At 67.2% G+C, this 21,249-nt stretch carries 24 protein-coding genes, 1 tRNA gene and 1 pseudogene; 9 read left to right on the top strand and 17 right to left on the bottom strand.

Annotation, left to right across the window (positions count from 1 at the left end; all coding sequences use genetic code 11):
- The first annotated feature begins 115 nt into the window (after window positions 1-115).
- The gene (locus BLW82_RS20595; RefSeq protein WP_093500537.1) at window positions 116-1,138 is read left to right on the top strand and encodes a YIP1 family protein; all 1,023 of its coding nucleotides are present in this window, start codon (window positions 116-118) and stop codon (window positions 1,136-1,138) included.
- Between the two features lie 1,389 nt (window positions 1,139-2,527).
- On the opposite strand, the gene BLW82_RS20580 is transcribed toward BLW82_RS20595, so the two are convergent.
- The 3 genes from BLW82_RS20580 to BLW82_RS44510 form a co-directional block, all read right to left on the bottom strand.
- The gene (locus BLW82_RS20580; RefSeq protein ID WP_093500532.1) at window positions 2,528-3,046 is read right to left on the bottom strand and encodes a phosphoribosyltransferase; all 519 of its coding nucleotides are present in this window, start codon (window positions 3,044-3,046) and stop codon (window positions 2,528-2,530) included.
- 10 nt (window positions 3,047-3,056) lie between these two features.
- Entirely contained in the window at window positions 3,057-3,632 is a 576-nt protein-coding gene (gene dcd / locus BLW82_RS20575; protein WP_093500530.1) for a dCTP deaminase, read from the bottom strand.
- 87 nt (window positions 3,633-3,719) lie between these two features.
- The gene (locus tag BLW82_RS44510; RefSeq protein WP_177233016.1) at window positions 3,720-3,881 is read right to left on the bottom strand and encodes a hypothetical protein; all 162 of its coding nucleotides are present in this window, start codon (window positions 3,879-3,881) and stop codon (window positions 3,720-3,722) included.
- 283 nt (window positions 3,882-4,164) lie between these two features.
- Between BLW82_RS44510 and BLW82_RS20570 the strand changes: the two genes are divergently transcribed.
- Window positions 4,165-4,238 (top strand) — tRNA-Gly (locus BLW82_RS20570).
- A gap of 49 nt (window positions 4,239-4,287) precedes the next feature.
- Here the strand turns inward: BLW82_RS20570 and BLW82_RS20565 are convergent.
- The 10 genes from BLW82_RS20565 to BLW82_RS20520 all read right to left on the bottom strand — a co-directional run bounded on the left by BLW82_RS20565 (window position 4,288) and on the right by BLW82_RS20520 (window position 11,189).
- Window positions 4,288-5,457 (bottom strand): tyrosine-type recombinase/integrase, encoded by a 1,170-nt coding sequence (locus tag BLW82_RS20565; RefSeq protein ID WP_093500528.1) that lies wholly within the window; start codon window positions 5,455-5,457, stop codon window positions 4,288-4,290.
- On the bottom strand, window positions 5,457-5,669 hold the full coding sequence (locus BLW82_RS20560; RefSeq protein WP_093500526.1) for an excisionase family DNA-binding protein: 213 nt from the start codon (window positions 5,667-5,669) through the stop codon (window positions 5,457-5,459). Before BLW82_RS20560 ends, BLW82_RS20565 begins: the two co-directional genes overlap by 1 nt.
- Complete coding sequence (locus tag BLW82_RS20555; RefSeq protein ID WP_093500524.1) at window positions 5,666-6,946, bottom strand: replication initiator; 1,281 nt, start codon at window positions 6,944-6,946, stop codon at window positions 5,666-5,668. The genes BLW82_RS20560 and BLW82_RS20555 overlap by 4 nt, the downstream gene beginning before the upstream one ends.
- A gap of 161 nt (window positions 6,947-7,107) precedes the next feature.
- The gene (locus BLW82_RS20550; RefSeq protein ID WP_093500522.1) at window positions 7,108-7,362 is read right to left on the bottom strand and encodes a SpdD protein; all 255 of its coding nucleotides are present in this window, start codon (window positions 7,360-7,362) and stop codon (window positions 7,108-7,110) included.
- A 25-nt stretch (window positions 7,363-7,387) separates the two neighbouring features.
- A complete protein-coding gene (locus tag BLW82_RS20545; protein WP_093500520.1) occupies window positions 7,388-7,582 on the bottom strand; it encodes a hypothetical protein in 195 nt (64 codons plus the stop codon).
- A gap of 16 nt (window positions 7,583-7,598) precedes the next feature.
- Window positions 7,599-7,790, bottom strand: coding sequence for a mobile element transfer protein (locus tag BLW82_RS20540; RefSeq protein ID WP_093500518.1), 192 nt, complete (start codon window positions 7,788-7,790; stop codon window positions 7,599-7,601).
- 17 nt (window positions 7,791-7,807) lie between these two features.
- Window positions 7,808-8,422, bottom strand: coding sequence for a DUF2637 domain-containing protein (locus tag BLW82_RS20535; RefSeq protein ID WP_093500516.1), 615 nt, complete (start codon window positions 8,420-8,422; stop codon window positions 7,808-7,810).
- A gap of 66 nt (window positions 8,423-8,488) precedes the next feature.
- Window positions 8,489-9,868: an FtsK/SpoIIIE domain-containing protein gene (locus BLW82_RS20530; RefSeq protein ID WP_093500514.1), complete on the bottom strand. Its 1,380-nt coding sequence runs from the start codon at window positions 9,866-9,868 to the stop codon at window positions 8,489-8,491.
- Entirely contained in the window at window positions 9,868-10,230 is a 363-nt protein-coding gene (locus tag BLW82_RS20525) for an SCO3933 family regulatory protein (protein ID WP_093500512.1), read from the bottom strand. Before BLW82_RS20525 ends, BLW82_RS20530 begins: the two co-directional genes overlap by 1 nt.
- A 170-nt stretch (window positions 10,231-10,400) precedes the next feature.
- The gene (locus BLW82_RS20520; protein ID WP_093500510.1) at window positions 10,401-11,189 is read right to left on the bottom strand and encodes a GntR family transcriptional regulator; all 789 of its coding nucleotides are present in this window, start codon (window positions 11,187-11,189) and stop codon (window positions 10,401-10,403) included.
- 110 nt (window positions 11,190-11,299) lie between these two features.
- Here BLW82_RS20520 and BLW82_RS20515 point away from each other — a divergent pair, with 110 nt between their 5' ends.
- From BLW82_RS20515 to BLW82_RS20490, 7 genes are all read left to right on the top strand, one after another.
- Window positions 11,300-11,707 carry an NUDIX hydrolase gene (locus BLW82_RS20515; protein ID WP_093500508.1) on the top strand — a complete coding sequence of 136 codons (408 nt, stop codon included), beginning with the start codon at window positions 11,300-11,302 and terminating at the stop codon, window positions 11,705-11,707.
- Window positions 11,708-11,753: 46 nt separating this feature from the next.
- Window positions 11,754-12,179 carry an ATP-binding protein gene (locus BLW82_RS20510; protein WP_093500506.1) on the top strand — a complete coding sequence of 142 codons (426 nt, stop codon included), beginning with the start codon at window positions 11,754-11,756 and terminating at the stop codon, window positions 12,177-12,179.
- Window positions 12,179-12,562 (top strand): hypothetical protein, encoded by a 384-nt coding sequence (locus BLW82_RS20505; RefSeq protein ID WP_177233302.1) that lies wholly within the window; start codon window positions 12,179-12,181, stop codon window positions 12,560-12,562. Before BLW82_RS20510 ends, BLW82_RS20505 begins: the two co-directional genes overlap by 1 nt.
- A 63-nt stretch (window positions 12,563-12,625) precedes the next feature.
- On the top strand, window positions 12,626-12,850 hold the full coding sequence (locus BLW82_RS20500) for a hypothetical protein (RefSeq protein WP_093508172.1): 225 nt from the start codon (window positions 12,626-12,628) through the stop codon (window positions 12,848-12,850).
- A gap of 720 nt (window positions 12,851-13,570) precedes the next feature.
- Window positions 13,571-14,434 carry a hypothetical protein gene (locus tag BLW82_RS43975; protein ID WP_143063697.1) on the top strand — a complete coding sequence of 288 codons (864 nt, stop codon included), beginning with the start codon at window positions 13,571-13,573 and terminating at the stop codon, window positions 14,432-14,434.
- Window positions 14,435-14,621: 187 nt separating this feature from the next.
- Window positions 14,622-15,878 carry a hypothetical protein gene (locus BLW82_RS43970; RefSeq protein ID WP_143063696.1) on the top strand — a complete coding sequence of 419 codons (1,257 nt, stop codon included), beginning with the start codon at window positions 14,622-14,624 and terminating at the stop codon, window positions 15,876-15,878.
- A 219-nt stretch (window positions 15,879-16,097) separates the two neighbouring features.
- Complete coding sequence (locus BLW82_RS20490) at window positions 16,098-16,337, top strand: hypothetical protein (RefSeq protein ID WP_093500501.1); 240 nt, start codon at window positions 16,098-16,100, stop codon at window positions 16,335-16,337.
- A gap of 780 nt (window positions 16,338-17,117) precedes the next feature.
- On the opposite strand, the gene BLW82_RS20485 is transcribed toward BLW82_RS20490, so the two are convergent.
- The 4 genes and pseudogenes from BLW82_RS20485 to BLW82_RS20470 all read right to left on the bottom strand — a co-directional run bounded on the left by BLW82_RS20485 (window position 17,118) and on the right by BLW82_RS20470 (window position 21,131).
- The gene (locus tag BLW82_RS20485) at window positions 17,118-17,438 is read right to left on the bottom strand and encodes a hypothetical protein (protein ID WP_093500499.1); all 321 of its coding nucleotides are present in this window, start codon (window positions 17,436-17,438) and stop codon (window positions 17,118-17,120) included.
- Window positions 17,435-18,652 (bottom strand): Shedu anti-phage system protein SduA domain-containing protein, encoded by a 1,218-nt coding sequence (locus BLW82_RS20480; RefSeq protein WP_093500497.1) that lies wholly within the window; start codon window positions 18,650-18,652, stop codon window positions 17,435-17,437. Before BLW82_RS20480 ends, BLW82_RS20485 begins: the two co-directional genes overlap by 4 nt.
- A 68-nt stretch (window positions 18,653-18,720) precedes the next feature.
- A pseudogene (locus BLW82_RS20475) lies at window positions 18,721-19,239 on the bottom strand (replication initiator); the annotation flags it as partial.
- 542 nt (window positions 19,240-19,781) lie between these two features.
- Window positions 19,782-21,131: a COG1361 family protein gene (locus BLW82_RS20470; RefSeq protein WP_177233015.1), complete on the bottom strand. Its 1,350-nt coding sequence runs from the start codon at window positions 21,129-21,131 to the stop codon at window positions 19,782-19,784.
- Window positions 21,132-21,249: the final 118 nt, after the last annotated feature.

Genomic DNA, 21,249 nt, shown 5'->3' with positions numbered 1-21,249 from the left:
TCAAACGGGCCGAACACCACACCTGGCCCCAGCCCACCCGCACCGGAACCCGAGCAGTGCGCATCAAACGACCCAAACCCGCCGACCCATAAAGCAACGGCATTGCCCCTAGGGGATGTCACAGCTCTGCCGCAATGGCGGGCTCGGGTGCCCGAGCCCGCCACACCGATCTCCGGGACCAGGTACGTTCGAAGACGTGGCTGGATTCAGGAACGGACGCGGCGGCCGGGACGACCGCGCCCCGCAAGCGCGACCGCAACAACCCGCGTACGGGCAGCAGGCGCCGCCCCAGAGCTACGGGGGGCAGCCGGGGCCGTCGTACGGATACCCGTCGGCCCCGCAGCCGTACCCGCAGCACGGCGGCGCGTCCGGCTGGCCGCAGGCGCAGGCGCGCGGCGGCCACCACGGCCGTACGCAGCCCGGCGGCGACGGCCCGGAGTACTTCGGCGACGACAACGGCTACGGCGCCGGCGCCCCCGACCCGTACGCGGCGAACCACCCGGGCAGCACCCAGGCCTTCTCCGTCGACGAGGCCGCGGGCTACACGCAGGGCGCGACCTACCACGCGGGCTCGGCGGCGCCGTCCGGCCCGATCGGCCCGCGCCTGCACTGGAAGGACCTGCTGAAGGGGATCGTCCTCGCCCCGAACCAGACCTTCCTCCAGATGCGGGACTACGCGATGTGGGGTCCCGCCCTCATCGTGACCTTCCTCTACGGCCTGCTCGCCGTCTTCGGCTTCGACGGCGCCCGCGCGGACGCGATCAACGCCACCCTCACCAACGCGGTCCCGATCGTCCTCGTGACGGCCGTCGCGATGGTGCTCTCGTCCTTCGTCCTGGGCGTGGTGACCCACACCCTGGCCCGCCAGCTCGGCGGCGACGGAGCCTGGCAGCCGACGGTCGGCCTCTCCATGCTGATCATGTCCATCACCGATGCGCCCCGCCTGCTCTTCGCCGTGTTCTTCGGCGGCAACGCCGGCTTCGTCCAGCTCCTCGGCTGGGCCACCTGGGTCGCGGCGGGCGTCCTGCTCACCCTCATGGTCGGCAAGTCCCACGACCTGCCGTGGCCGAAGGCCCTGGGCGCGTCGGCGATCCAGCTGATCGCCCTGCTGTCGATCGTGAAGCTGGGCACGTTCTAGCACCGCACACACGAACGAGGGGCCCCGGCATCCGTGCCGGGGCCCCTCGTCCGTGTCGTCGTCCACGCTCAGGCGTCGAGAACCTGCCCGGCCCTCTTCACCACGGGAGGCAGCACGGGCCAGGCTGACTTGACCCAATGATGGCCCGGGCCCCCACACGCCTACGGCGCAGTGGGCCGGATCCTGGGGCCGCAGTGAGCTACGGCCCCGAGTCGAGACCTGGACGGGAGAGCCGCGGTCGGAACACTGCCTCCGGTTCGTTCGTACAGTGGCGCGCTCCACCTGGGCGCCCTGAACCACGTCCGCTCCACGGTGTGTGGGGAGACGGCGTACGGGATGGGAGCTGGGGAGAGCGGTGGGTTGAGGAAGTGCGAGCAGGCGCGGTGGCGAGCCTGATGCGTTGCCGTGCGCAGAGGGTGGCCCGTTAGCGCGTCATGGTCACCAGTCCGACCAGGACCAACACGACTCCTACGAACCCGAACTGCAGCCTCATGCGTTCAAGGTTCTTCCAGGGCGTCCCCCATCGCGTCCTGTAGCGCGGCGAAAAGGTCACGTCTGACCAGTCCCACACCCAGACGTCCACGCCGCGACAGCCACAGGCCACCACGATGGAAGCGCTACCCGCGATCAGTGCGAGCACCCCGTAGAGAAGCACGCCGTTCCTCCCCCCCTGCCTCATGACTGGCGTCACTGTCGCGGCAGTGTCGCAGGAGGCGCCGTAGATTATCGGGGCAGTCCCTGGCAGGGCCGGAGAATGGCGGCGCTGGTCAAGGCTGCATGCGGCGGCTGACGTCAGCTGCTGACACCAGCGGGCACGAACAGCAGCGGCCGACGTCGTACCTCAGTGGACGGCCGGCCGACGCGCAGGCCCGGTTGACCGACGTCGACGGTCCCCGCGATCGACCTCATGAGGATGAGGACACAGCTAATCGCCGGTCGGCCGTCCGCCCCCGAGGCCACAGCGGCTACGATCTCGCCACGCCAATGGGGAGGACAGAGCATCGTGGCCATGGGAGCAGCGGGGCTGACCGGCAGAGAGTGGATGATCAAGGACGCGAAGGGTCGGAAGTACAGCTTCGACTCGAAGGAGGAAGCGTTCCAGGAACTCCCCGATTACGGGGAGGGCGCCACTGTGTGGACACGCGAGGTCTATCGCGTTCTGTTCGTCACCAGGTCGGTCGACGGTTGGAAGCAAGTCCCCAGCCCTCGCGGATAAGGTGCCCTCGCGTGATGGCCCTGGATCGGAGTTCCGGGGCCGTCTCTGGGCCGTCCGGATCGTCTTCGTCCCCTGGCCGCGATCAAGTGTGCTGATCACGCAAACTGTCGGGGCCTGTCAGGCACCACAGGCTGCCGAGCGATCACCGTGTGCCACGCGCGACCTTCAGCAGGTCAGAGCGCCTCCTTAGACGGGGTGACCGGCTCACCTGACTTACGTACTACAGGCAGGACACTCCACGGGAAGTTGATCCAGTCATCGGTCCGCTTCCACACGTACTCGCACTTCACGAGGGAGTGGGACTTCTCGTAGATCACCGCGGACCGTACCTCGGCGACCGTCTCGAGGCAGAAGTCGCGGACCAGCTTCAGTGTCTTGCCGGTGTCGGCGACGTCGTCCGTGATCAGGACCTTCTTGTCACTGAAGTCGATCACGTTGGGGACGGGCGCGAGCATGACCGGCATTTCCAGCGTCGTCCCCACACCTGTGTAGAACTCGACGTTCACCAGGTGCAGGTTCTTGCAGTCGAGGGCGTAGGCGAGGCCGCCGGCGACGAAGACCCCGCCGCGCGCGATGCTGAGCACTATGTCGGGCTCGAACCCGTCGTCGGCGATGGTCTGCGCGAGCTCGCGCACGGCGACGCCGAACTGCTCGTAGGTGAGGTTCTCCCGCACCGGACTGTCGCTGCTCATGACCGGCCCCTCACACCTGCGTCCGATGGAAATTGAGGTAGGAGCGGGACGCGGTGGGCCCGCGCTGTCCCTGGTAGCGGGAGCCGTAGCGCTCACTGCCGTAGGAGTGCTCGGCGGGGGAGGAGAGCCGGAACATGCACAGCTGCCCGATCTTCATGCCCGGCCACAGCTTGATGGGGAGGGTCGCGAGATTGGACAGCTCAAGGGTCACGTGCCCGCTGAAGCCGGGGTCGATGAACCCGGCGGTGGAGTGGGTGACCAGCCCGAGCCGCCCGAGCGAGGACTTGCCCTCCAGCCGGGACGCGAGATCGTCGGGCAGGGTGATGACCTCGTACGTCGAGGCCAGCACGAACTCACCGGGGTGGAGGATGAAGGGCTCGTCGCCCTCGGGTTCCACGAGCCTGGTGAGGTCCGCCTGCTCGACGGAGGGGTCGATGTGCGGGTACCGGTGGTTCTCGAACACCCGGAACATACGGTCCAGCCGGACGTCGATGCTCGACGGCTGCACCATGGTTTCGTCGTAGGGATCGATCCGTACCCGCCCGGCGTCGATCTCGGCCCGGATGTCCTTGTCTGAGAGAAGCACGCCCCGAGGATACGCAAGGCGCGCGGACCCACGACAATCGTGAGGAGTCCGCGCGCCCGTGCTACTGCTGTTTCTGATCTTCTTCCGCTACTGCTGCTTCTCCAGTGCGACCGGCACGACGCTGCGCAGCCGGGCGCACTTGGGACACCGCACGAGCCGACCAGGGCCGAGCCGCTCGGCCTGCTGCATCGGGAACGAAGCGGTGCTGAACACGTGCCCTTCGGCACAGCGGACGACGGTGCGTTCCATCAAGTCCCTTGAGTCCCTTCCCCAGGAGCCGCGTCGGGCTTACTGCCGTGACGACGGAAAGCCACATTACGGGATCAAAGGGACGGCTCTCCAGGCGGCACTCCGGCCTGCCGGGCCCCTCTCCCACACCTCCACCGTACGCCCCAACTCCGGTCGCCCGCACCCGTATCCCACCCTCGCCCCATCCCCCGAAACGCACACGAACCCCACGGCCTGAGCACCGGGGGTCCGTCATGGGGTACAGTGAGCGAGCGTTCAGGCACCGACTCCGTCGGCGTCTTACGCGGGTGTAGTTTAATGGTAGAACATCAGCTTCCCAAGCTGAGAGCGCGAGTTCGATTCTCGTCACCCGCTCCATGGAGAAGGCCCAGGTCACAGACCCGGGCCTTTTTGCTGTCCATGGTGATCAGTTGTCGCGTGCCAGATTCGTGCCAGAAGGCTTGTCGGGCGCCCTCTGCGCGGCGGCTGCCCGTGCCTTACGGACCGTAGCGTCCAGCCCGGCGGCGACCTCTTCCTGCCGCTCGTCGTCGGAGTGCTGATAGATCAGCGCCGCCTTCTCGGAGGACTGTCCGGCCCGGACCATCGTGTCCTTGAGCGTGGCCCCGGAGCGCGTGGACAGCGTGTGCCCCGTGTGCCGGAGGTCGTAGAACCGGAAGCCCTCGGGCATGCCGACGATCTCCCGCGCCTTCCGCCACCTCCGCCCGAAGGTGCTGCGCCGGAATGGAGCACCCTTCTCGCCCACGAACAGCAACCCATCCGGCCCCTGCTCGGCGTAGCTCTCCAGATGCCAGCGGAGCTCCCGGTGGAGGAACGCGGGAAGAATCACAGTCCGGGTTCCGGCCTCGGACTTGGTGTCGCCCTGTACCCGCCGCCCGTTCATCCGCTCCGGCTCGGCGAGGCGGACGCGGACGCGGAGGTTGTCGAGGTCGACGTCCCGGCGGCGGAGGCCGGCCAGCTCTTCCGGACGCATCGGACCGTACGCACCGAGGTAGACCATGAGCCGCCATCGCATCCCCACGGCGTTGGCGAGTGCGTCGACCTGGGCGACGGTAGCGATGCGCCGCTCAGCCGCCTTCTCCTTACCGGCGCCCTTGATCCGGCACGGGTTGCGAGAGATCAACTCGTCGTCCACTGCCGTCTCCATGATGGCCTTGAGCAGCCGGTACGCCTTGGCGGTCATCGTCTTGGCGTTGGCGGTTCGCAGCCGATCGGCCCGCCACTCACGCACGCGGGGAGCCGTGATCTCGTCCAAGTCCGACTCAGTGAAGGCGAACAGGTGCTTGTCGAGGAGATAGCGGTACAGGTCGCGGGTCAGAGGCGCGATCTCCCGTTCGTCGACCCACTTGTCTGCGTAGGCCCGGAAGCTCACCGCGCCTGCCTCGGGATCGCGCCACTCGCCCCGGCGGATCTCCGTCTGTTTCTCGGCGAGCCAGTCGTCCGCGTCCGCCGTCGTCTCGAACGTGATCGGAGCCGGACGCATCACGCCGTCAGGGCCCGGATAGCGCGCCTGGTACCGACCGGAAGGAAGCCGTCTGATCGCGCCGAAGCGGCGGCGCCTGCCCTTGCTGTTGGCCATCAGGCGGCCCTCCTGAAGCCGGTGCGGGGACGCCTCAACGGCTCCACGGTGCGGGACTGGATGAACTCGTCGACCGCGCTCTGGGGGATGCGTACGTGCCGACCGACCTTCACGTACCGGATGCGCCGTTCTTCGATCAGCCGCCGGGGGAAGCGGGTGGTCGTGCCGAGCAGCTCGGCGACCTGGTCGACGGACAGGTAGCGGTCGGTCATGCGGTGGGTTCTCCTTCCGTTCCGGGGGCTGGTGCGAGGGATGCGGCGAGCCAGGTCTCGGCGGAGCTGAGGCCGGTGCCGGCGAAGACCCAGTGCGCGAGGACGTATGTCGTGCCCGGCTGAGGGTTGGCGGGTGCTACCGCTTGGGCTCGGCGCCATTCGGCGCGGGCGTCGCGGAGGGCGCCGAGGGTGGTGGAGTAGCGGCGGGATTTGGTGGAGAAGTGGCCGCGGAAGCCGAGCATGTGGGCCCAGGCGCGCAGGCGGAGGTGTTCGAGATCCTTGCGGGCGCCGAGTGTCCAGGCGGTTCGGATGAGGCGGCGGGCGTGGTCGCTGATGTCGAGCTGGGCGAGTTCGGCGGCGAACTTCAGCGGCCGGTCGAGCGCTCCCGTGGCGGTCTCGGCGCCCTTGGTGGCGTACTTGGCGATGTAGGCGGCGACGGCCCGTTCGGTGAGTTCCTGGCCGTCGTTGAAGTCGGCGGATCGGATGGTGCGGACGTCGAGTTGGCGGCCGAAGGTGAAGGCATGGGTGCGGCCGTCGAGGGTCGGGCCGTCGACCCGGACCTTGGTGGCGGCGGTCTGGATGGCGTCGGTGAGGAGTTCGGCGGTGGCCCAGGGCGGGGGTGGGGTGTCGCCGCCGTTCGGGCCGTCGAGGCGGATGACGGCGTGGAAGTGGACGGCGCCGCGCTTCTGGTATTCGGCGACCTTGGCGAAGGAGACGCGGGCGTGGTCGCGTAGGCGTCGCTGTGAGAGGCCTGCGCGCTTGGCGACCTCACGGTGGAGGTAGATCGAGAAACGTCGCCAGAGCGCACCTGCGTGGGCGTTCCAGAGCACGGCCGCTTCGTAGTCGTAGGTGTCGGGGTCGAGCGGGGTGCCGAGGGCGTCGTCGTCCTGGTCGTGGTGGGTGCCGCAGCGGCAGGCGCGGCCGTCGGTGCGGCGGTTGTGGACGAGGCCGAAGCCAGGCGCGGTGAAGGTGGCGAAGATGCGGGGGTGCGCGGCGACCTGCTCAGGGGTGCCCTTGCCGCCCCGGAGCCCGGCCGTGATCAGGTGGAAGGTGTCGCGGCGGTAGATCTCGGCGCAGGCCGCGCATCGGGTGGTGCGGCGGTTGTTGCAGCGGACGAGGAGTTGGCCGGCGGGCAGATCGGTCGAGTTGAGGTGCTGGAGGATGCGGCCGATCTCACCGGTCGTGGTGTCGACGTCGTACTCGGTGCGGTGGCCGTCGAGGCGGATGGGGTTGGTACAGCCGCCGAGGCCGGAGAGTTGGCGGAGGATACCGGGCAGGGTGCCGCCGGAAGCGAGGTTGGTGAGTTCGCGGAGCGGGGGCGGGGTGGTGCGGGTGAAGATGGCTGGCTCCTTCTGGCTGGCTCGGTCAGGAGTGACGGGCCCCGGGGCGGCCGGATGCTTGGCGGTGTCGTGGCCGCCCCAGGGGTCGGGCGGAGGGATCAGCGCCGGTTGTGTTCGCGCAGCAAAGAGCGCAGGACCACGGCGGCGACGGCCACGGAGACGGCCGACACGGCGACGGCGGTCAGCAGCGCGGTGAGGACCACGCCGCCCGTGATGACGGCGACGACGGCGCCGGTACTGACGGAAACGGCCGGGAGCGCGGAGCGCCGCGCGGGCGCCGGGCCGGTCGAGGTGGGGGTGTAGGTGTGTGCGGGCGGCGGTGTGGGGTTGTCTGGGTACTTCGGCAGGAACACGGCAGGCATCTCCTTATCTACTCGTCTAGTCATGTGAGCCGTTAATGACGGTCACGCCGCTGCGCGTGCCGGATTCGATGGCGGGGGCGAGGAAGGTGTGTGAGAGCCAGAAGCCGAAGAGGGCGACCAGGACGACGATCCAGGTGCGGACGCCGAGGTACTTGATGGCCGCCCAGGCGAAAAAGCCGAGGACGACGACGAGTGGCAGGTTGAGGGTCACGGGGTGCGGGGTCCTTTCAGCGGACGGGGCAGCGGTGGGTGCGGGCGGCGAGTTCGGCGGCGGCGCGGCTGTCGTAGTCGGCGGAGAAGCCGCAGCGGGGTGCGGAGCAGGCGGCGGTGTGCTTCTCGCGGCCCCGGTCGTCGTAGGCGGTGCCGACCTGGACGGGGCCGATGCGGGTGACGTTGCGGAAGCGGCGGTTGGCGGTCACGAGTCCTGGTTCTCCTTTCAGAGCTGGGCAGCGATGGCTTCGGCCATGGGGGCGGGTACGCCGAGGCGGGCGCGGAGGGTCGGGGTGTCGATGGGAGTGCCGGTGCGGGTGTGGTGCTCGCTGGCGACCTTGCGGGCGTGCGCGACGAGGGCGGCCGGGACCGGGACGGTTGGGAGTGCGGACGGTCGTTCTTCGGCCTGCGTCTCCGGAGTCGGTTCGGGCTCTTCCTCCTGGTCGTCATCGGCGGTCTCTATGGCGTTGGGTGCCCTGGGCGTTGTGTGGGCGAGGAGGGTGCCGCCGAGGAAGGCGACGGCCGGCCATCCGGCGACGAGGATGCGCAGCCAGGCGGGGACGTCGCCGAGGTCGAGAAGGCCGGCGGTGGCGACGTTCGCACCGAGGGATGCGACGAGGGCGATGACGAACCAGCACCAGGCGGAGGCCTTCGTGGTGCCGGTGCGCAGACGGCGCCAGGCGGCGACGAGCAGCAGGTCGACGGAGACGGGGTAGGCCCAGGCTTTCCATCCGTCCTGTCCGGCCGCCGAGGCGACGTCGTGGAGGTGAGCGAAGGACAGCGCGGCGGCGATGAGCGCCTGTACGAGCACCGCGTCGACGCGGGCCAGCTGGGCGCGCATGATGCGGCTCCTTCCGGTTTCGGGCATGGAGGGGTAGGGGCATGGCGCGAAGAGGCCGGGAGAGGGTCAGTCGGCGACGGGGTGCGGCTGCACGACGGGGCTCGGCGTGGTGAGCGGTCGTACGGGGACGTCGGGCCGGAAGGGCTTGAGGGCAGAGACGTCGGGGACCAGGTCGGCCGAGTCCTGGCACATGGCCGCAGCATCGGCGATGGAGAGGTAGGGCGTGCGGATGCGGGACCAGCCACCGGAGGTGTCGCCCGCTACCGCTAGGCCGGGTGTCTCGGGGGCGATGGAGCAGGCGGCGTAGACGGCTTCGGGTGCGATGTCGCCGAGGGCCATCTTGGCGGAGGCCTCGTCGTTGACGCGGTGGCAGACACGACCGGTGAGCTGGGCGCGGAGCATGGTGGCGCCCTTGCCGAGTTCGGCGCCGAAGCGCTGGCCGCAGACTTCGAGGTAGATGCCGGCCGCGCGGCCGAGCTGGGCGAGGCGGATGAGCTGGGTGACCATCTCGTCGCGGCGGTCTTCGTCTCTGCGGCTCGCGGTGAGGAAGAGTTCCGCCACCTCGTCGATGAACAGAACGATGGGGGAGGGGCGTTGGGCGTCGGGAAGGCCCCAGATGTCGGAGGTGATCTCTTCGTCGGGGGTGTCCGGGGCGATGCCCTGGCGGGCCTTGATCAGGTCGTATCGGTCCTCCATTTCCTTCACCAGCACGGGCAGCAGTTCAGCGGCTTCGTCCGGGTCGGTGGCGAGGGCGGAAAGGCGGGCGGCGAAGGGAGCCAGTTCGACGCCGCGCTTGCAGTCGATTCCGACGAGCGCGACGCCTTCTTGCCGGGCAAGTCCGGAGATGAGGTGGCGCAGGTACATGGACTTGCCGGAAAGGGTTGCGCCGAGGGTGAGTTGGTGGGGAACGCTGCGGTAGTCGCGTACGAAGGGCATGGCGTCCTCGCGCAGCGCCACCGGCACCTTGAGGAAACCGCCGCCGGTCTTGCGAGGCATCCGGACCCGGCGCAGGACGTCGTACCCGACGAGCCGTAGTTCCACGACGCCCGGTTTGACGGTGGTCACGTAGACGGCGTGAACTCCCCAGGCATGCCGCAGGCGTTCGGCCGAGGCGGCGACGTCGGCAGGTTCCTGCCCGGGGGCGAGGCGGAGGCGGAGGCGTAACCCGGTCCAGGTGGGACGGAGGATGCCCCTGCGGGGCGGGACCGGTCGGACCTCACGCCGGGTGGCGGCCTTGACGGCGAGGACCCTGAGCCGGGAGGGCGCCACGGTCAGGCCGCAGGCTTCCATGACGGAGGCGTACGAGCTGAGCATGCGGACCGTGGACATCGGGCCGCCGACCACGGACCAGTAGACCGCCGGGTGCTTGGCCCGGGTGTAGGCGGCCCCACCGCCGAACGCGGCGAGGGGACCACCCACCTCCAGGAATGTCGTCAGGTCGGACATCAGGCAGCAGCCCCAGTCCCGGCGCTGACCGGGAAGGCGGCCGGGGTGACGGCGGCGGCGCGGTAGGCGATGCCGTGACGCTGCTGGCCGTTGAACACGGACTCCCACGGCCGGGCGACGAGTCCCGGCAGCGAGACGGGCGAGCCGAGGACGAGCCCTTCGGAGACACCGCCCTCGGGAACGGTGACCTTGATCAGGGCGGACTCCCCGTCCTCGATGTAGACGACGCCGATGGTCATCAGCGCCTCCCCGCTCACTGCGTCCTTGGCGATCTCGCCGGTCTGGCGGTCGCGGACCTTCGGCTCGGGGGCCTCCGTCAGCAGGATCGTGGCGGCGGTGGTCTCCACACGGATGGTGCGCACGGAATATCTCCTATCTACTCGTCTATACATGTAGCGATCCACGAACCCGAACTCCCGGGCTCATGACGATCACCCTGCCACACAACTTGCCCACTCGTCTATACGAGTAAGCGTGTCGGGGTGTACGAGTCGAGGAAGCGTCCCCCGCGCACCACCGCAAACCATGACGATCAGGTCGCAGGAAGCTGGTACGACAGCACGTAGGCGTCCGCCGCCATCACCGTGTCGCACACTTCGACAGCACGTCCCTCGGTGTCGAAGGCGGTCCGGATGAGGTGGATCACGGGCACGCCGGCCGCGAGGTGGAGCGTCTTGACCTCGGAGGGGGAGGGCATCCGGGCGCGGATCTCCTCTTCGAAGTGGTCGAGGCGGTGGCCCAGTTCTTCGAGGCGGGCGTAGATGCCGCCGGGGCCGGGGTTGGGTTCGGCGATCTGGGTGCCGCGGGCGATGTCGAGGGGGAGGTAGGAGGTCGCGAACTCCACGGGTCGCCCGTCCAGCAGATACCGGCGCCGCCGGGCCAGCACGCGCCGTACGGAGCCGAGCCGGGTGGAGACGTCCTGACTGGCCTTCTCTTCCTTGACCTCAAGGCTGTCGACCTGCGGGTGACTGCCGGCCGCGTCCGCCTCCACGATGAACGCGGACTTCCCCTGCTCACGATGGCGCCGAGCGAACCGGTCGGAGGCGAGGCGCCGCACGGGCGGGCGGGGCCGGACGAAGACACCCTTGCCGTGTTCGGCGTGGACCAGGCCCTCGCCGGTGAGGATGGAGAAGGAGTTGCGGACGGTCATCCGGGAGACCCCGTAGTGCTCGACCAGCTCCGCTTCGGAAGGCAGTTTCTCACCCTCGCGGAATCGCCCGCGGTCGATGGCCTCGCGCAGTTGGTCGGCGATCTGCCGGAAGACCGCACGATCGCTCGTGGGGTCGAGATCACCGAGGAGGCCCGAAGAAAGAGGGCTCACTGTGTGTACTCCTTTAGGTATCTAGACGAGTGGGCGAGTGAAGTTGCTACGGTGGAGAGCCTAGCCATCCGGGAGGGCCGAGGAACGTGAGCACAGAACGCCCGCACTCTGTGAGCGTCGCCGGGGTCATTGTCGACCCCCAGGGCCGTGCCCTCCTGATCCAGCGCCGTGACAACGGCAAGTGGGAGCCGCCGGGCGGTGTCCTCGAACGTGAGGAGACCATCCCCGAGGCCCTGCAACGCGAGGTCCTCGAAGAGACCGGCATCAAGATCGCTCTTCCGGCGACTCTGACCGGTGTCTACAAGAACATGACGGGCCTGATCGTCTCCCTGGTCTTCCGCTGTGAGGCCGCCGACGGCACGCCCACGACCGGCGACGAGACCCGTGCACTGCGCTGGGCCACCCGCGAAGAAGTCACCGACCTGGCCGACGAGGCATACGCGATCCGCGTCCTGGACGCACTCGACGCGATGACCCCGGCGGCTGTCCGCGCCCACGACGGCGTGAAACTCGTCTAGCCCGAACCCGCTGCACATGGCGGCCTACCAGCATGAAGGAACTTGTATGCACGAGTATACGAGTCGAGTCCGAGTCTGGGGACTGACTTGCCCAGGATTTCCGGAAGAGGTCAGCCGGGCTCGCCGCTGGACGAGAGACATCCTGCGCGGATCGCCCCTGGCGGACGACGCGGCCCTGATCGTGAGCGAGCTGAGCACTAACGCACTCCTTCACACGAGCAGCGGAGGGGAGCGCGGGAGCTTCCACCTGGCCGTGGCGGTGGCACCGCAGGTGATCGCGCTGTCGGTGACGGACGACGGAGGCGGCGATGCCCCGAAGGTCGAGTACCAGGACCAGGACGCCGAGCACGGCCGAGGCCTGGGCATGGTCAGCGCCCTCGCACACAGGGTCGTCGTCCAAGGCGCGGGCGGCGGCTACACGGTCACCGCGGAACTCTTTGTGAACGCCCAGCGGGGAGGCCACTCGTGCTGATGGACAAGCCCCGCCGTGGCTTCTGGTGCGAGTGCTGGACCGAGGACCTCACCGACGGGATGCGGTGGCCGGCACTCCGGGCATCCTTCGACGCCTACTCCGCACCCCAGGCAGACAGATGGGTCGCCATCGCGCTCCGCACCATCTCACCGGCACTCGACCCGGACGCCTCAGACGAGGTCTGGGCCTGGCTCCACGACGGCCGCGCCGAAACCCGACGAGCCCTCCTGCGCTTAGAACCCTGCACGGTGTCCGTCACCCAGGCCAGCACGCGCATCACGTGGACGATCCGGCCGGTGGTCTTCCTGCCACTGGCTCATCGGCACGATGAACAACTCCCGCCCTGCGCATACACCTTCAAGCCCCAGGTCAAGGGAGCCTAGGTTCACTTGATGCTTGACAGCCCGGCCCCACTCAGGAGCCGGGCCTCAGGCATGCTCGCCTGCATGAGCGCCTACAGCAGTGATCCAGACCTTGCCGTGTACGACGTCACCGGCAACGGCACGGAAGTCGACGTTGCCACCAACCTGCTCAACGGCGACATCAGGCTCTCGATCCTGTGGACCCAAGAGATCCTCATGTCCGCCGACGCCGCCGACCAACTAGCCGACGCTCTACGACGAGCCGCAGCACAGTCCCGCAGCATCACAACCGCCCCAAGTGCCGACTGAGTTACAACTTTCTCTACTGGTTCAAGCCCCGGCTGCGCTCCGCTCCGCCGGGCGCGCTACCGGCTCCGCCGCGGGCGCCGCTCCTGCCTACGGCCCGCTCCGCCCGCGCTGCGCCGACGCGCGCCCACATGTGGATAGGGCCGGTGGCCATGAGCCGACCACCGCATAGCGCGGCCAAGGTCAGAACAGTGCCTCCGGCGGGGGATCGGCCAGCACCGGGATGAAGGGGGCGCCGTCGCCGGCCGCGGGTCGATTGTGGCGGATGCTGCGCCTCCCACCCCGTACACCATCGACCCAGGCAGAGCCGAGCAGACGCGGCCCATGGCGTCCAGGTCGTTCGTACAGTGGCGCGCTCCACCTGGACGCCATGAACCACGCCCGCTCCACAGTGTGTGGGTCGACGGCGTACGGGATGGGAGCTGGGGTGGGTGCGGGTGGGGAAGACGGCTGAAGCCGCTCCCAACCACCCCGGCACCCATGGCTTCCTCCCCGGGTGCACCTGGGGATTCGTCGATGTACCGTAAAGGAGGGTCTCTTAGCTAACCTCTTTCACCGGAAAGCCCACGCATGCAGCACGTGATCACCGTGCCATCGTCGGGAGATTATTTCCGAGTCGGCAAGTGCCTACACCTCCACCAGGGCACTACCCCGGGACGCATACCGCCGCAGCGCAAGCCCACCTACGCCTGGGTTGGGTAGACCTGAAAGGCGAGACTCAAAATGACAACGCACGACCTCACCAACCAGCACCAAATTGACACGGAACCTGACCTGATGGTCTCCAAGCTGCATCAAGATCTGGACTCTTTCGAGCGGACAGTTCCACTAGTTGGATTTGTTGGTCCGTCTCAGCATTCCGAGAGAATACGCTTGTACCCCCGCCTTGATTTTGACGTCTACTACGAGATCCATGTGGCTGATATATTGCATCGATCCCGAAGTAACTCCGGCGATGACGGTCCTTCCATGCTCTACGTAAAGGCTTCAGGAAGGATCGAAATCGTATCTTCCAGCCCAGCCGAGGATTTTGCATCCTCCGAGTCCGCCGGACTGAAATCACCACTGAAAACAAGGACGCCGGATCCAGGAACGTTCAGCTCGACCGAACCTACCCGCCATAGCGATTATCCGCACAACCCGACCGGGGATGCGGTTCGAAACTTCGCTAATTCTCGCCTGGGCCAGGAAGTTGGTGGCGGCGAGTGCACTGACCTCGTAAACGCAGCATTGCAAGCTGCGCATGCTCGACCAGGCAACTTCTCCAACCCCCCATATTACGTTTGGGGCACCGAGATCACGCAGCCCCCGTACACGGATTGGGGGACATGGCAAAACGGCGATATCATCCAGTTCGCATATGCCCATTTCCAGTGGGTCTATGGTGGTGCAACTCACGAATGGGGAGTCGGCCCAACCGGGCGACACACAGCAATTATATGGAACGGCATGTTTTCCCATACCGGCCCATGGGAAACATGGCTTATCCACCAAAATGATGGCATTAGGGCGGTCACCCAACGAATGCTTTGGATGCGCCACCTGGTCAGTGGCTCGTTTAAAGTCTATCGCCCTATACCTCTCTGACGACCTCAGACCGTTAACGCGGGGTGATTGGAAGTCGCGGTACGCTCTCAACGCACCTCGCTGAGGCGACGAATAAACCGATCGATCACCTTCTAAAGAACCGATCTCGGGATCGCAGGCGGGAGGGATCCTCCGTCGATTGTTAATCGCCCTGCCCGACATGAGGTTACTGGATAGGAATATAGCCATGTCTCCAGCTCGCGTGTATCGGTACGTGCTTCGCAACCAGACCACCGACCATAACCTGAATCTCATTTCACAGCATCGATGTTTTGGAGACTGGACGCCCGGTTGGGAGCCTCCGGCCAGCATCAATGCAGGAGAAGAGCGCGGATTTCAAGGTGAATCAGGCACAATTGTCAGTGGGACCGAAGGGTGGGTGAAATACGGAATCACCAACACCTCGGACGGTTCCATACCTGGCCTGATTTATTTGTATTGGGATAATCCGTATTTCGGCGTCACGCATCAGAAAATCTCCCTCTCTGGGGCAGATGTCAGAGCCGACTGCGACCCCGATGAAGGGTCCGCCGGCAGCACATTCGGCGTGCCGACCGCTTCTGCGCCACCCTCCGATCTGCGACTTGCCATCAGCGGTACTAGACGAGACGGTGTTCCTACTAATGTCGACGAAATATCCGATATCTACAGGATTCCGCTTGCGCCTGTATTTATCTTCGGCACCGCGGGCATCTGGGAACGCATGGAGCTAGATCTCGACCTCCGCTCGGTTCCCGTAGCGTCGACTCCGCTCTTTGGCGCATCTCCCACCGGTCCACGGACGTTGAAACTTATGACGAAAACGGCCACGGAGGATTGGGTCGGTTCGCCGGGGCGACCCGGGCACTGGTCGGGGAATAGCATTAAGGTGCGGGTGGATCACGCTAGTACAGGGGCTCCGGAGCTCATTATTTCACCGCGACATTTCACCGTCACCGTTGATGACCAAACGCCGGGATGGGCCCTGCAATACTCGAGAGAGTGTGTACTGGACGGTGAGGAGCTACCGGTTGGCCTACTGCATACGTTCGCGGACTCCTTCTCCCTTGCCACACCTGACGGCGGCGGCGACGGCCATAAGGAAGCGGTCAGTGCCGCGGCAGAGGCTGTGTACTCGGCGGCCAAGCAAGGCAGCAGAAAACCTGCGATCCAACGATCGCCGTCCCCCGCTGATGTGAAGCGGATCGCCATGGAGCTGGGTGACAGGGCCCAATCCTTCGGCCTCAGCGACTCGCGCATCCTAAGGACAATTCCGGGGGCCATGGCTGCTTTGATGCACCAGGCGACTTTCACGATGTTCCCGAGTTCCGGCACCACGCTTCAGCTGTTCCAGGTACAGGTGAACCGGGAGCCGGTGGATATGGTCCTGCGGTATGTCCGCACGACGCCTGATGGACACGTTTTCGTGGACGAGTACCTCAGCTGGTACCCGGACCTGCATTAACCGCGAACAATCGCGGACGTCAGCGGACCATCAGCGCAAGTGACAGACATCACTTCGGGACGAAGAGGTCACATATCAAAGTCCGGGTGCGGTGGCCGACGACGACTCTTCGTTGTTCCACAGCCTTCGACACCGCATCCTCGGCGTACGCTGATCTCTCCTGACACCCGCGACCTCTGCCAGTCCGTCTTTGATCCGGGCCAAGTAGAGCCGGCCATCATGGCTCTGGAGACCTACGCCGGACCAGAGGAGACGTGGGTCCACCAGGCCGCGATCAGACTCAACGAGGGGCAGCTTCACCGTCTGTCCCACTGGCTGAACTCCGCCGAACGAGAACTGGGCACCTTCCGCTGGTACGCCGACGAACCCGCAGACGTATCAGGCGAGTCGCACCGATTCGCAGTCGAGTTCGCCAACGGGCTGATCGGCAAGGATGCCCTTAAGACACCAGAGCCGTAGTGAGTCGCGTGCCATACGCGTGCCAGATCGTGCGGGGAATCACGGGGAACAGCGGGGAATGGCCACGCGTGTGCCCCGACTTTCGGCGCCGCTCCGCCGCAGGTCAGTGCATCAATTGGCGATCAAAAACCTGAGCTTCCCAAGCTGAGAGCGCGAGTTCGATTCTCGTCACCCGCTCTTCTTGAAGCCCCAGGTCGGTGGCCTGGGGCTTGTTTATTGATGAGCCGTCGCTGCGTTTAGCGGGCCTCCCGCCGTCGACGATTGGGCACGCGGAGGGCACGAGTTCTTTGAGGCGGCAAGCCGCCCGCATCGCAACGCGGCGTTGACCTGCTCTTTGAGGTAGCCGACCGAGAGGTTCGCACGGTCCGAGCCCTCAGCCCGCCGTTCCCGGATAACACCGGGCACCCGCCCCACGCCGCATCTCGTCGTGGGTGGATGCAAATCTCTTGCGAAGTCGGGCACTTGACCGCGAAGGAGCCCGCACCAGAGCGGCAGGTCGCCAGGGAGTACCCAAGCGGCCTCCTGCCCGCTTCGATTGTCGGCCCCATGGCGACTGTAGCTACGACGCTGACGTCCCCACGCCGTTTTGCGCAGCGTGACCAAGCTTGCCGACGTACCGGCGATGCCGTACCTGCAGACGACGACCACCCTGGCCGCTGGGCGACCACGTCACGGACGGCGGGGTGGAGGACATCCTGGGCAGAGCAGGGCTCATATGCAGGGGCCTGGCCGCCTGCGCTGAGCCAGGCCCGTCCGTTGACGCCTCAGCACCGTGCGTGGTCAGGTCCGTCCCTGCCGTAGATGGCGGGAAACGGCGAGACAGGAGGACAGCCATGTCGCCTCCTCGCGGTTGATGATCAGGTCCGCAACGGTGATCATCCCGTCCATCGGTCCGTCGAGCCGAATCGAGTGGTCACCGACGAGGAACATCTTCCAGTCCGCGTCGCTGTGCCAGAGCCGGGCGGTTTTCTCGCCCCGACGCTGGGCGAACACGAGTTCCTCTCCGTACTCGTTCATGAAGTATCCGACGTAGTCCTTGTCGGTGATCTCACCGCCGCACAAGCGGGCCAGGAGCGGTTCGATCGCGGGTGTGTCGGTCATGCGGCGGACTCCTCTTCCGGGCCGGGGTCTGCGTCCTTCCGTGCCGATGACAGAGCCAGCATGCGGGAGACTGAATCCAGCAGGGTCTCGTATGTGATCACTTCTATGCGCGCCTGGTGTGCGTTGTAGGTTCGCAGCGTCTCCGCGATCTCCTGGGAGGTGACGCCCCCGGTCACGTAACGTGAGTGTCCGATCACGACCGTCGCCGACGCACGGCGGGTGTCGACTCCGTGCTCGGCCAGGATGCTCGGGCGGTTCTCGTCCATGGCCCGGAGGTAGTTCTGCGCCTGGGAGACCGCGCGGTGCGCCGGGGCGCCCAACATGAGGTGGCCGGAGCGTCGTATAACCAGGTCCTTGATGTTGGCGCGCTTGAGCTCCACCACGTGCAGGGAACCGTCGCCGCGCAGGAGCGGGATGTCGAGGATGGCGTCCGGGGTGTACTGCCGGCGTGCCAGCTCGGCCACGTAGGCCCCGCCGAAGATCCATTCCTGGTTCTTCAGACAGCCATGGAGGGCACTCTCGGAGCTGTCCGGGTCCTCCACCGCGGTACGCAGGGCCGCCAGGCCGACCTGCCTGGCCCGCAGTTCGAGCAACTGGGCCAGCATGCCGGCGTCGACATCGGCCAGGACGTCGCTCATCATCCGGGCGGCCTCGGCGGAGGCGGGCCGGGGCAGGTTGCGGAGCACCATCTCCATGTGTCCGTATTCCTGGAGTCGCCTCGCCTCCTTGGTGGAGAGCCGGATACCGCCCTCGCCGTCCCCGAGGCCCAGGTAGTCGACGGACTGGGCTATGCCGCGAAAGAGGTCACGGGCGTCGGCGGCGCTTGCGCCGGGCTTGTCGCGGCACAGGACGTCAAGGGCGGCGACCGCCCTGTCCGCACCCAGTGCGGCCATCCTGCGCATGTGTGTCTCGCTGCGCTGTCGGGCTTCGTCGTCGTAGTAGTTCTCAAGGATGTCAAGGAACAGTTCGCCTCCGGCATAGGCGGCGAAGCGCTGAAAGCGCTGGGCGAATGCGAAGTCGCCCTGGAGGACGGCCTCGTGGGCCACGTCCTCCAAGGCGTTCACCAGCGGCCTGCCCTTGCCGTACGTCCCACCGAAGCCGCCCATGATGTGCAGCACCGCATCGACGCGCTCCCGGACGCGCGCATCCTCAGTCAGTTCCCGTGCCGTCTGGACGAGTTTCCAGAGCGTGAAGCCGGATCGAAATGTCGTCACGCGGGCACACTAAGGTCGGCCACTGACAATTACGCGCCAGCAGTTTCTGTGCACGCGCGAAGGGCACCTGCCGCAGCTTGTGCACGGCGCCATTCGGCGCGGGCGTCACGGAGGGCGCCCAGGGTGGTGGAGTAGCGCCGGGACTTGGTGGAGAAGTGGCCGCGGAAGCCGAGCATGTGGGCCCAGGCGCGGAGGCGGAGGTGTTCGAGGTCTTTGCGGGCGCCGAGGGTCCAGGCGGTTCGGATGAGGCGGCGGGCGTGCTCGCTGATGTCGAGCTGGGCGAGTTCGGCGGCAAACTTCAGCGGCCGGTCGAGAGCTCCCGTGGCTGTCTCGGCGCCCTTGGTGGCGTACTTGGCGATGTAGGCCGCTACGGCCCGTTCGGTGAGTTCCTGGCCGTCGTTGAAGTCGGCGGATCGGATGGTGCGGACGTCGAGTTGGCGGCCGAAGGTGAAGGTGTGGGTACGGCCGTCGAGGGTCGGTCCGTCGACGCGGACCTTGGAGGCGGCGACTTGGATGGCGTCGGTGAGGAGTTCGGCGGTGGCCCAGGGCGGGGGCAGGGTGTCGCCGCCTTGCGGGCCGGAGTTCCTATGGGCACGGCGACGCGCTGGCCGATGCGCTTGGCTCGCTCCAGTTCCGTGGAGTACCGGGGAGGCACACTGCCGTCGATCCGTACGGGGACACGTTGATGAACGAGCAGGAGGCCGCAGCCGCCCCGGGAGATCCACGGCCTACGGCAGAGATGCGGCGATGAACGTCAGCTCGCCGCGCTGGACGACCTCGCCACGATGCTGGAAGAGTGCGCGGCCACCCCGGCAAGTTATCTGTGGTTCGCGGGAGACTGAAGCTCGTGCCACGTCCGCTGAGTGCGTGTCTGACTGCGTGACAACGCTGACGAACGGCGGCGGACGCACGCGACCGTCTGCGGACCATCACCGCAGGTGAGAGTGCACCAGTGTCAGGCAGGGGCCTCGCCCAAGTTGCTTCGGGACGAAGAGGCCGTGGGTTCAAACCCGCCACCCCGACAGAGAAATACCCAATCAGGCCCGGTGCTGAGATCAGCACCGGGCCTGATTTGTCGTCCGGGGCGTTCAGGGAGAAACTGCGCAGGCCCCCGCTCCCCTCACCGCTGTCAGGCGGACGGGTTGACGACCACCTTGGCCGAGTTGTTCTTGCTGTTCGGGTCGAAGGTGGAGGACGCGTCGGAGTGGGGGTGGACGACGACGCGGCCCGTCGCGTCGGGGACGACGCGGTCGATGCGCAGCTGGAACGGGAAGCTGACCTTCAGGTCCGGCTTGGCCCACATCGGCAGGGTGCAGGCGTAGTGGCCGATGGCCGGGTCGTCGCCGGACGTCCAGGCGTTGCGGCAGGTGTCGGGCACGGACGTGGCGGTGGTGCCCTCCGGGAGGTAGTAGTCGATCACGGCGACCGGGTCGCCGGAGCTGACGTTGCCGACCCAGGCCGGGCCGCGGTTGACGAAGCGGAAGGCGGCGGTGACGGTGTCGCCGGCCGCGCCGCTCACCTCGGTGCCGCGCACGGCGAAGTCCGCGGTGTTGTCGGCGGTGATGTGCCAGGAGCGGCCGTTGTCCGAGCCGTCGAGGTCGGTGGCGTCGCCGCCGGGCTGGACCTCGTAGTCGAACCGTTCGTACAGGGCGTGGTCGGTGACGGCGAGCCGCAGTGGCTCCGGCAGCTCCACGGTCGCGCCGGGCGCGACGTCCGTGTCGAAGGAGCAGGTCACGTACGTCATGGGCGTGTACTCGCCGCTGTCGTCCGGCCCGGTGTAGGTGCACTGCGGGTAGCGGGTGACGACGTCGAGGCCGTACGTCGCCCACATCTTCACGCTGAAGCCGTGGGCGGTCTCGTTGCCGGTGTTGGTGACGGTGAACGGCACGGTGAGGCTGGTGCCGGGCGCGACGTCGGTGACGTCCTGCGGGGCGCTGATGCCGAGGTCCGGGCCGGAGCCGACGGTGACGAAGGTCTCCGCGGAGCCCTCCGGGGCGACGAGCGTGCCGTCGGGTCCGCCGGTGGCCTCGGCGGAGTACTCGATCGCACCCTGCGCTCCCACGGCGGCGCCGGCGGCGGCCCGCACCTTCAGCTGCACCTGCGCGCTCCAGCGGGTCGGAACGTCCCCGGTGACGCACACCGCGACGGTGCCGGCGTCGTTCGGCGTGCAGTTGTCGGGCCAGGCCACCTCGGCGACCCCGGCGAGCCCGGAGATGTCAACGGTCAGCCGCCCGTCGGTCACGGTGAAGTTGTCATTGTCGTGATAGAGGCCGAGCGCCAGCGACCGATACTCCGCCGCACCGCCGTCCGGAGCGACGGTGACCGACTGCTCGTACGGCGCCTGGATCCACAGGTTATCGGTCTGCGGCTGGTCGTCGGCGAAGGCGACCCCACTCCCCAGACCGGCTACGACCAAAGCCCCCACAGCTCCGGCACAGGCTCCGCGACGCAGCACACGCCCGACGGAGACAGAACTCATGGCATCCCCCAGATGGGACAGAAAAGACCCTGGCACAGTGATCAGCACCAGGCGCGAATTGGACGACCTGCCGAGACGGAAGGTTGTAGGGAGGGGCGCACGTGGTGCGTAATCCTTA

Source organism: Streptomyces sp. Ag109_O5-10, from assembly GCF_900105755.1.
Lineage (GTDB): Bacteria > Actinomycetota > Actinomycetes > Streptomycetales > Streptomycetaceae > Streptomyces.
Note: the sequence above shows the minus strand (reverse complement) of the source record. Positions and strands in the feature narration are given on the sequence as shown.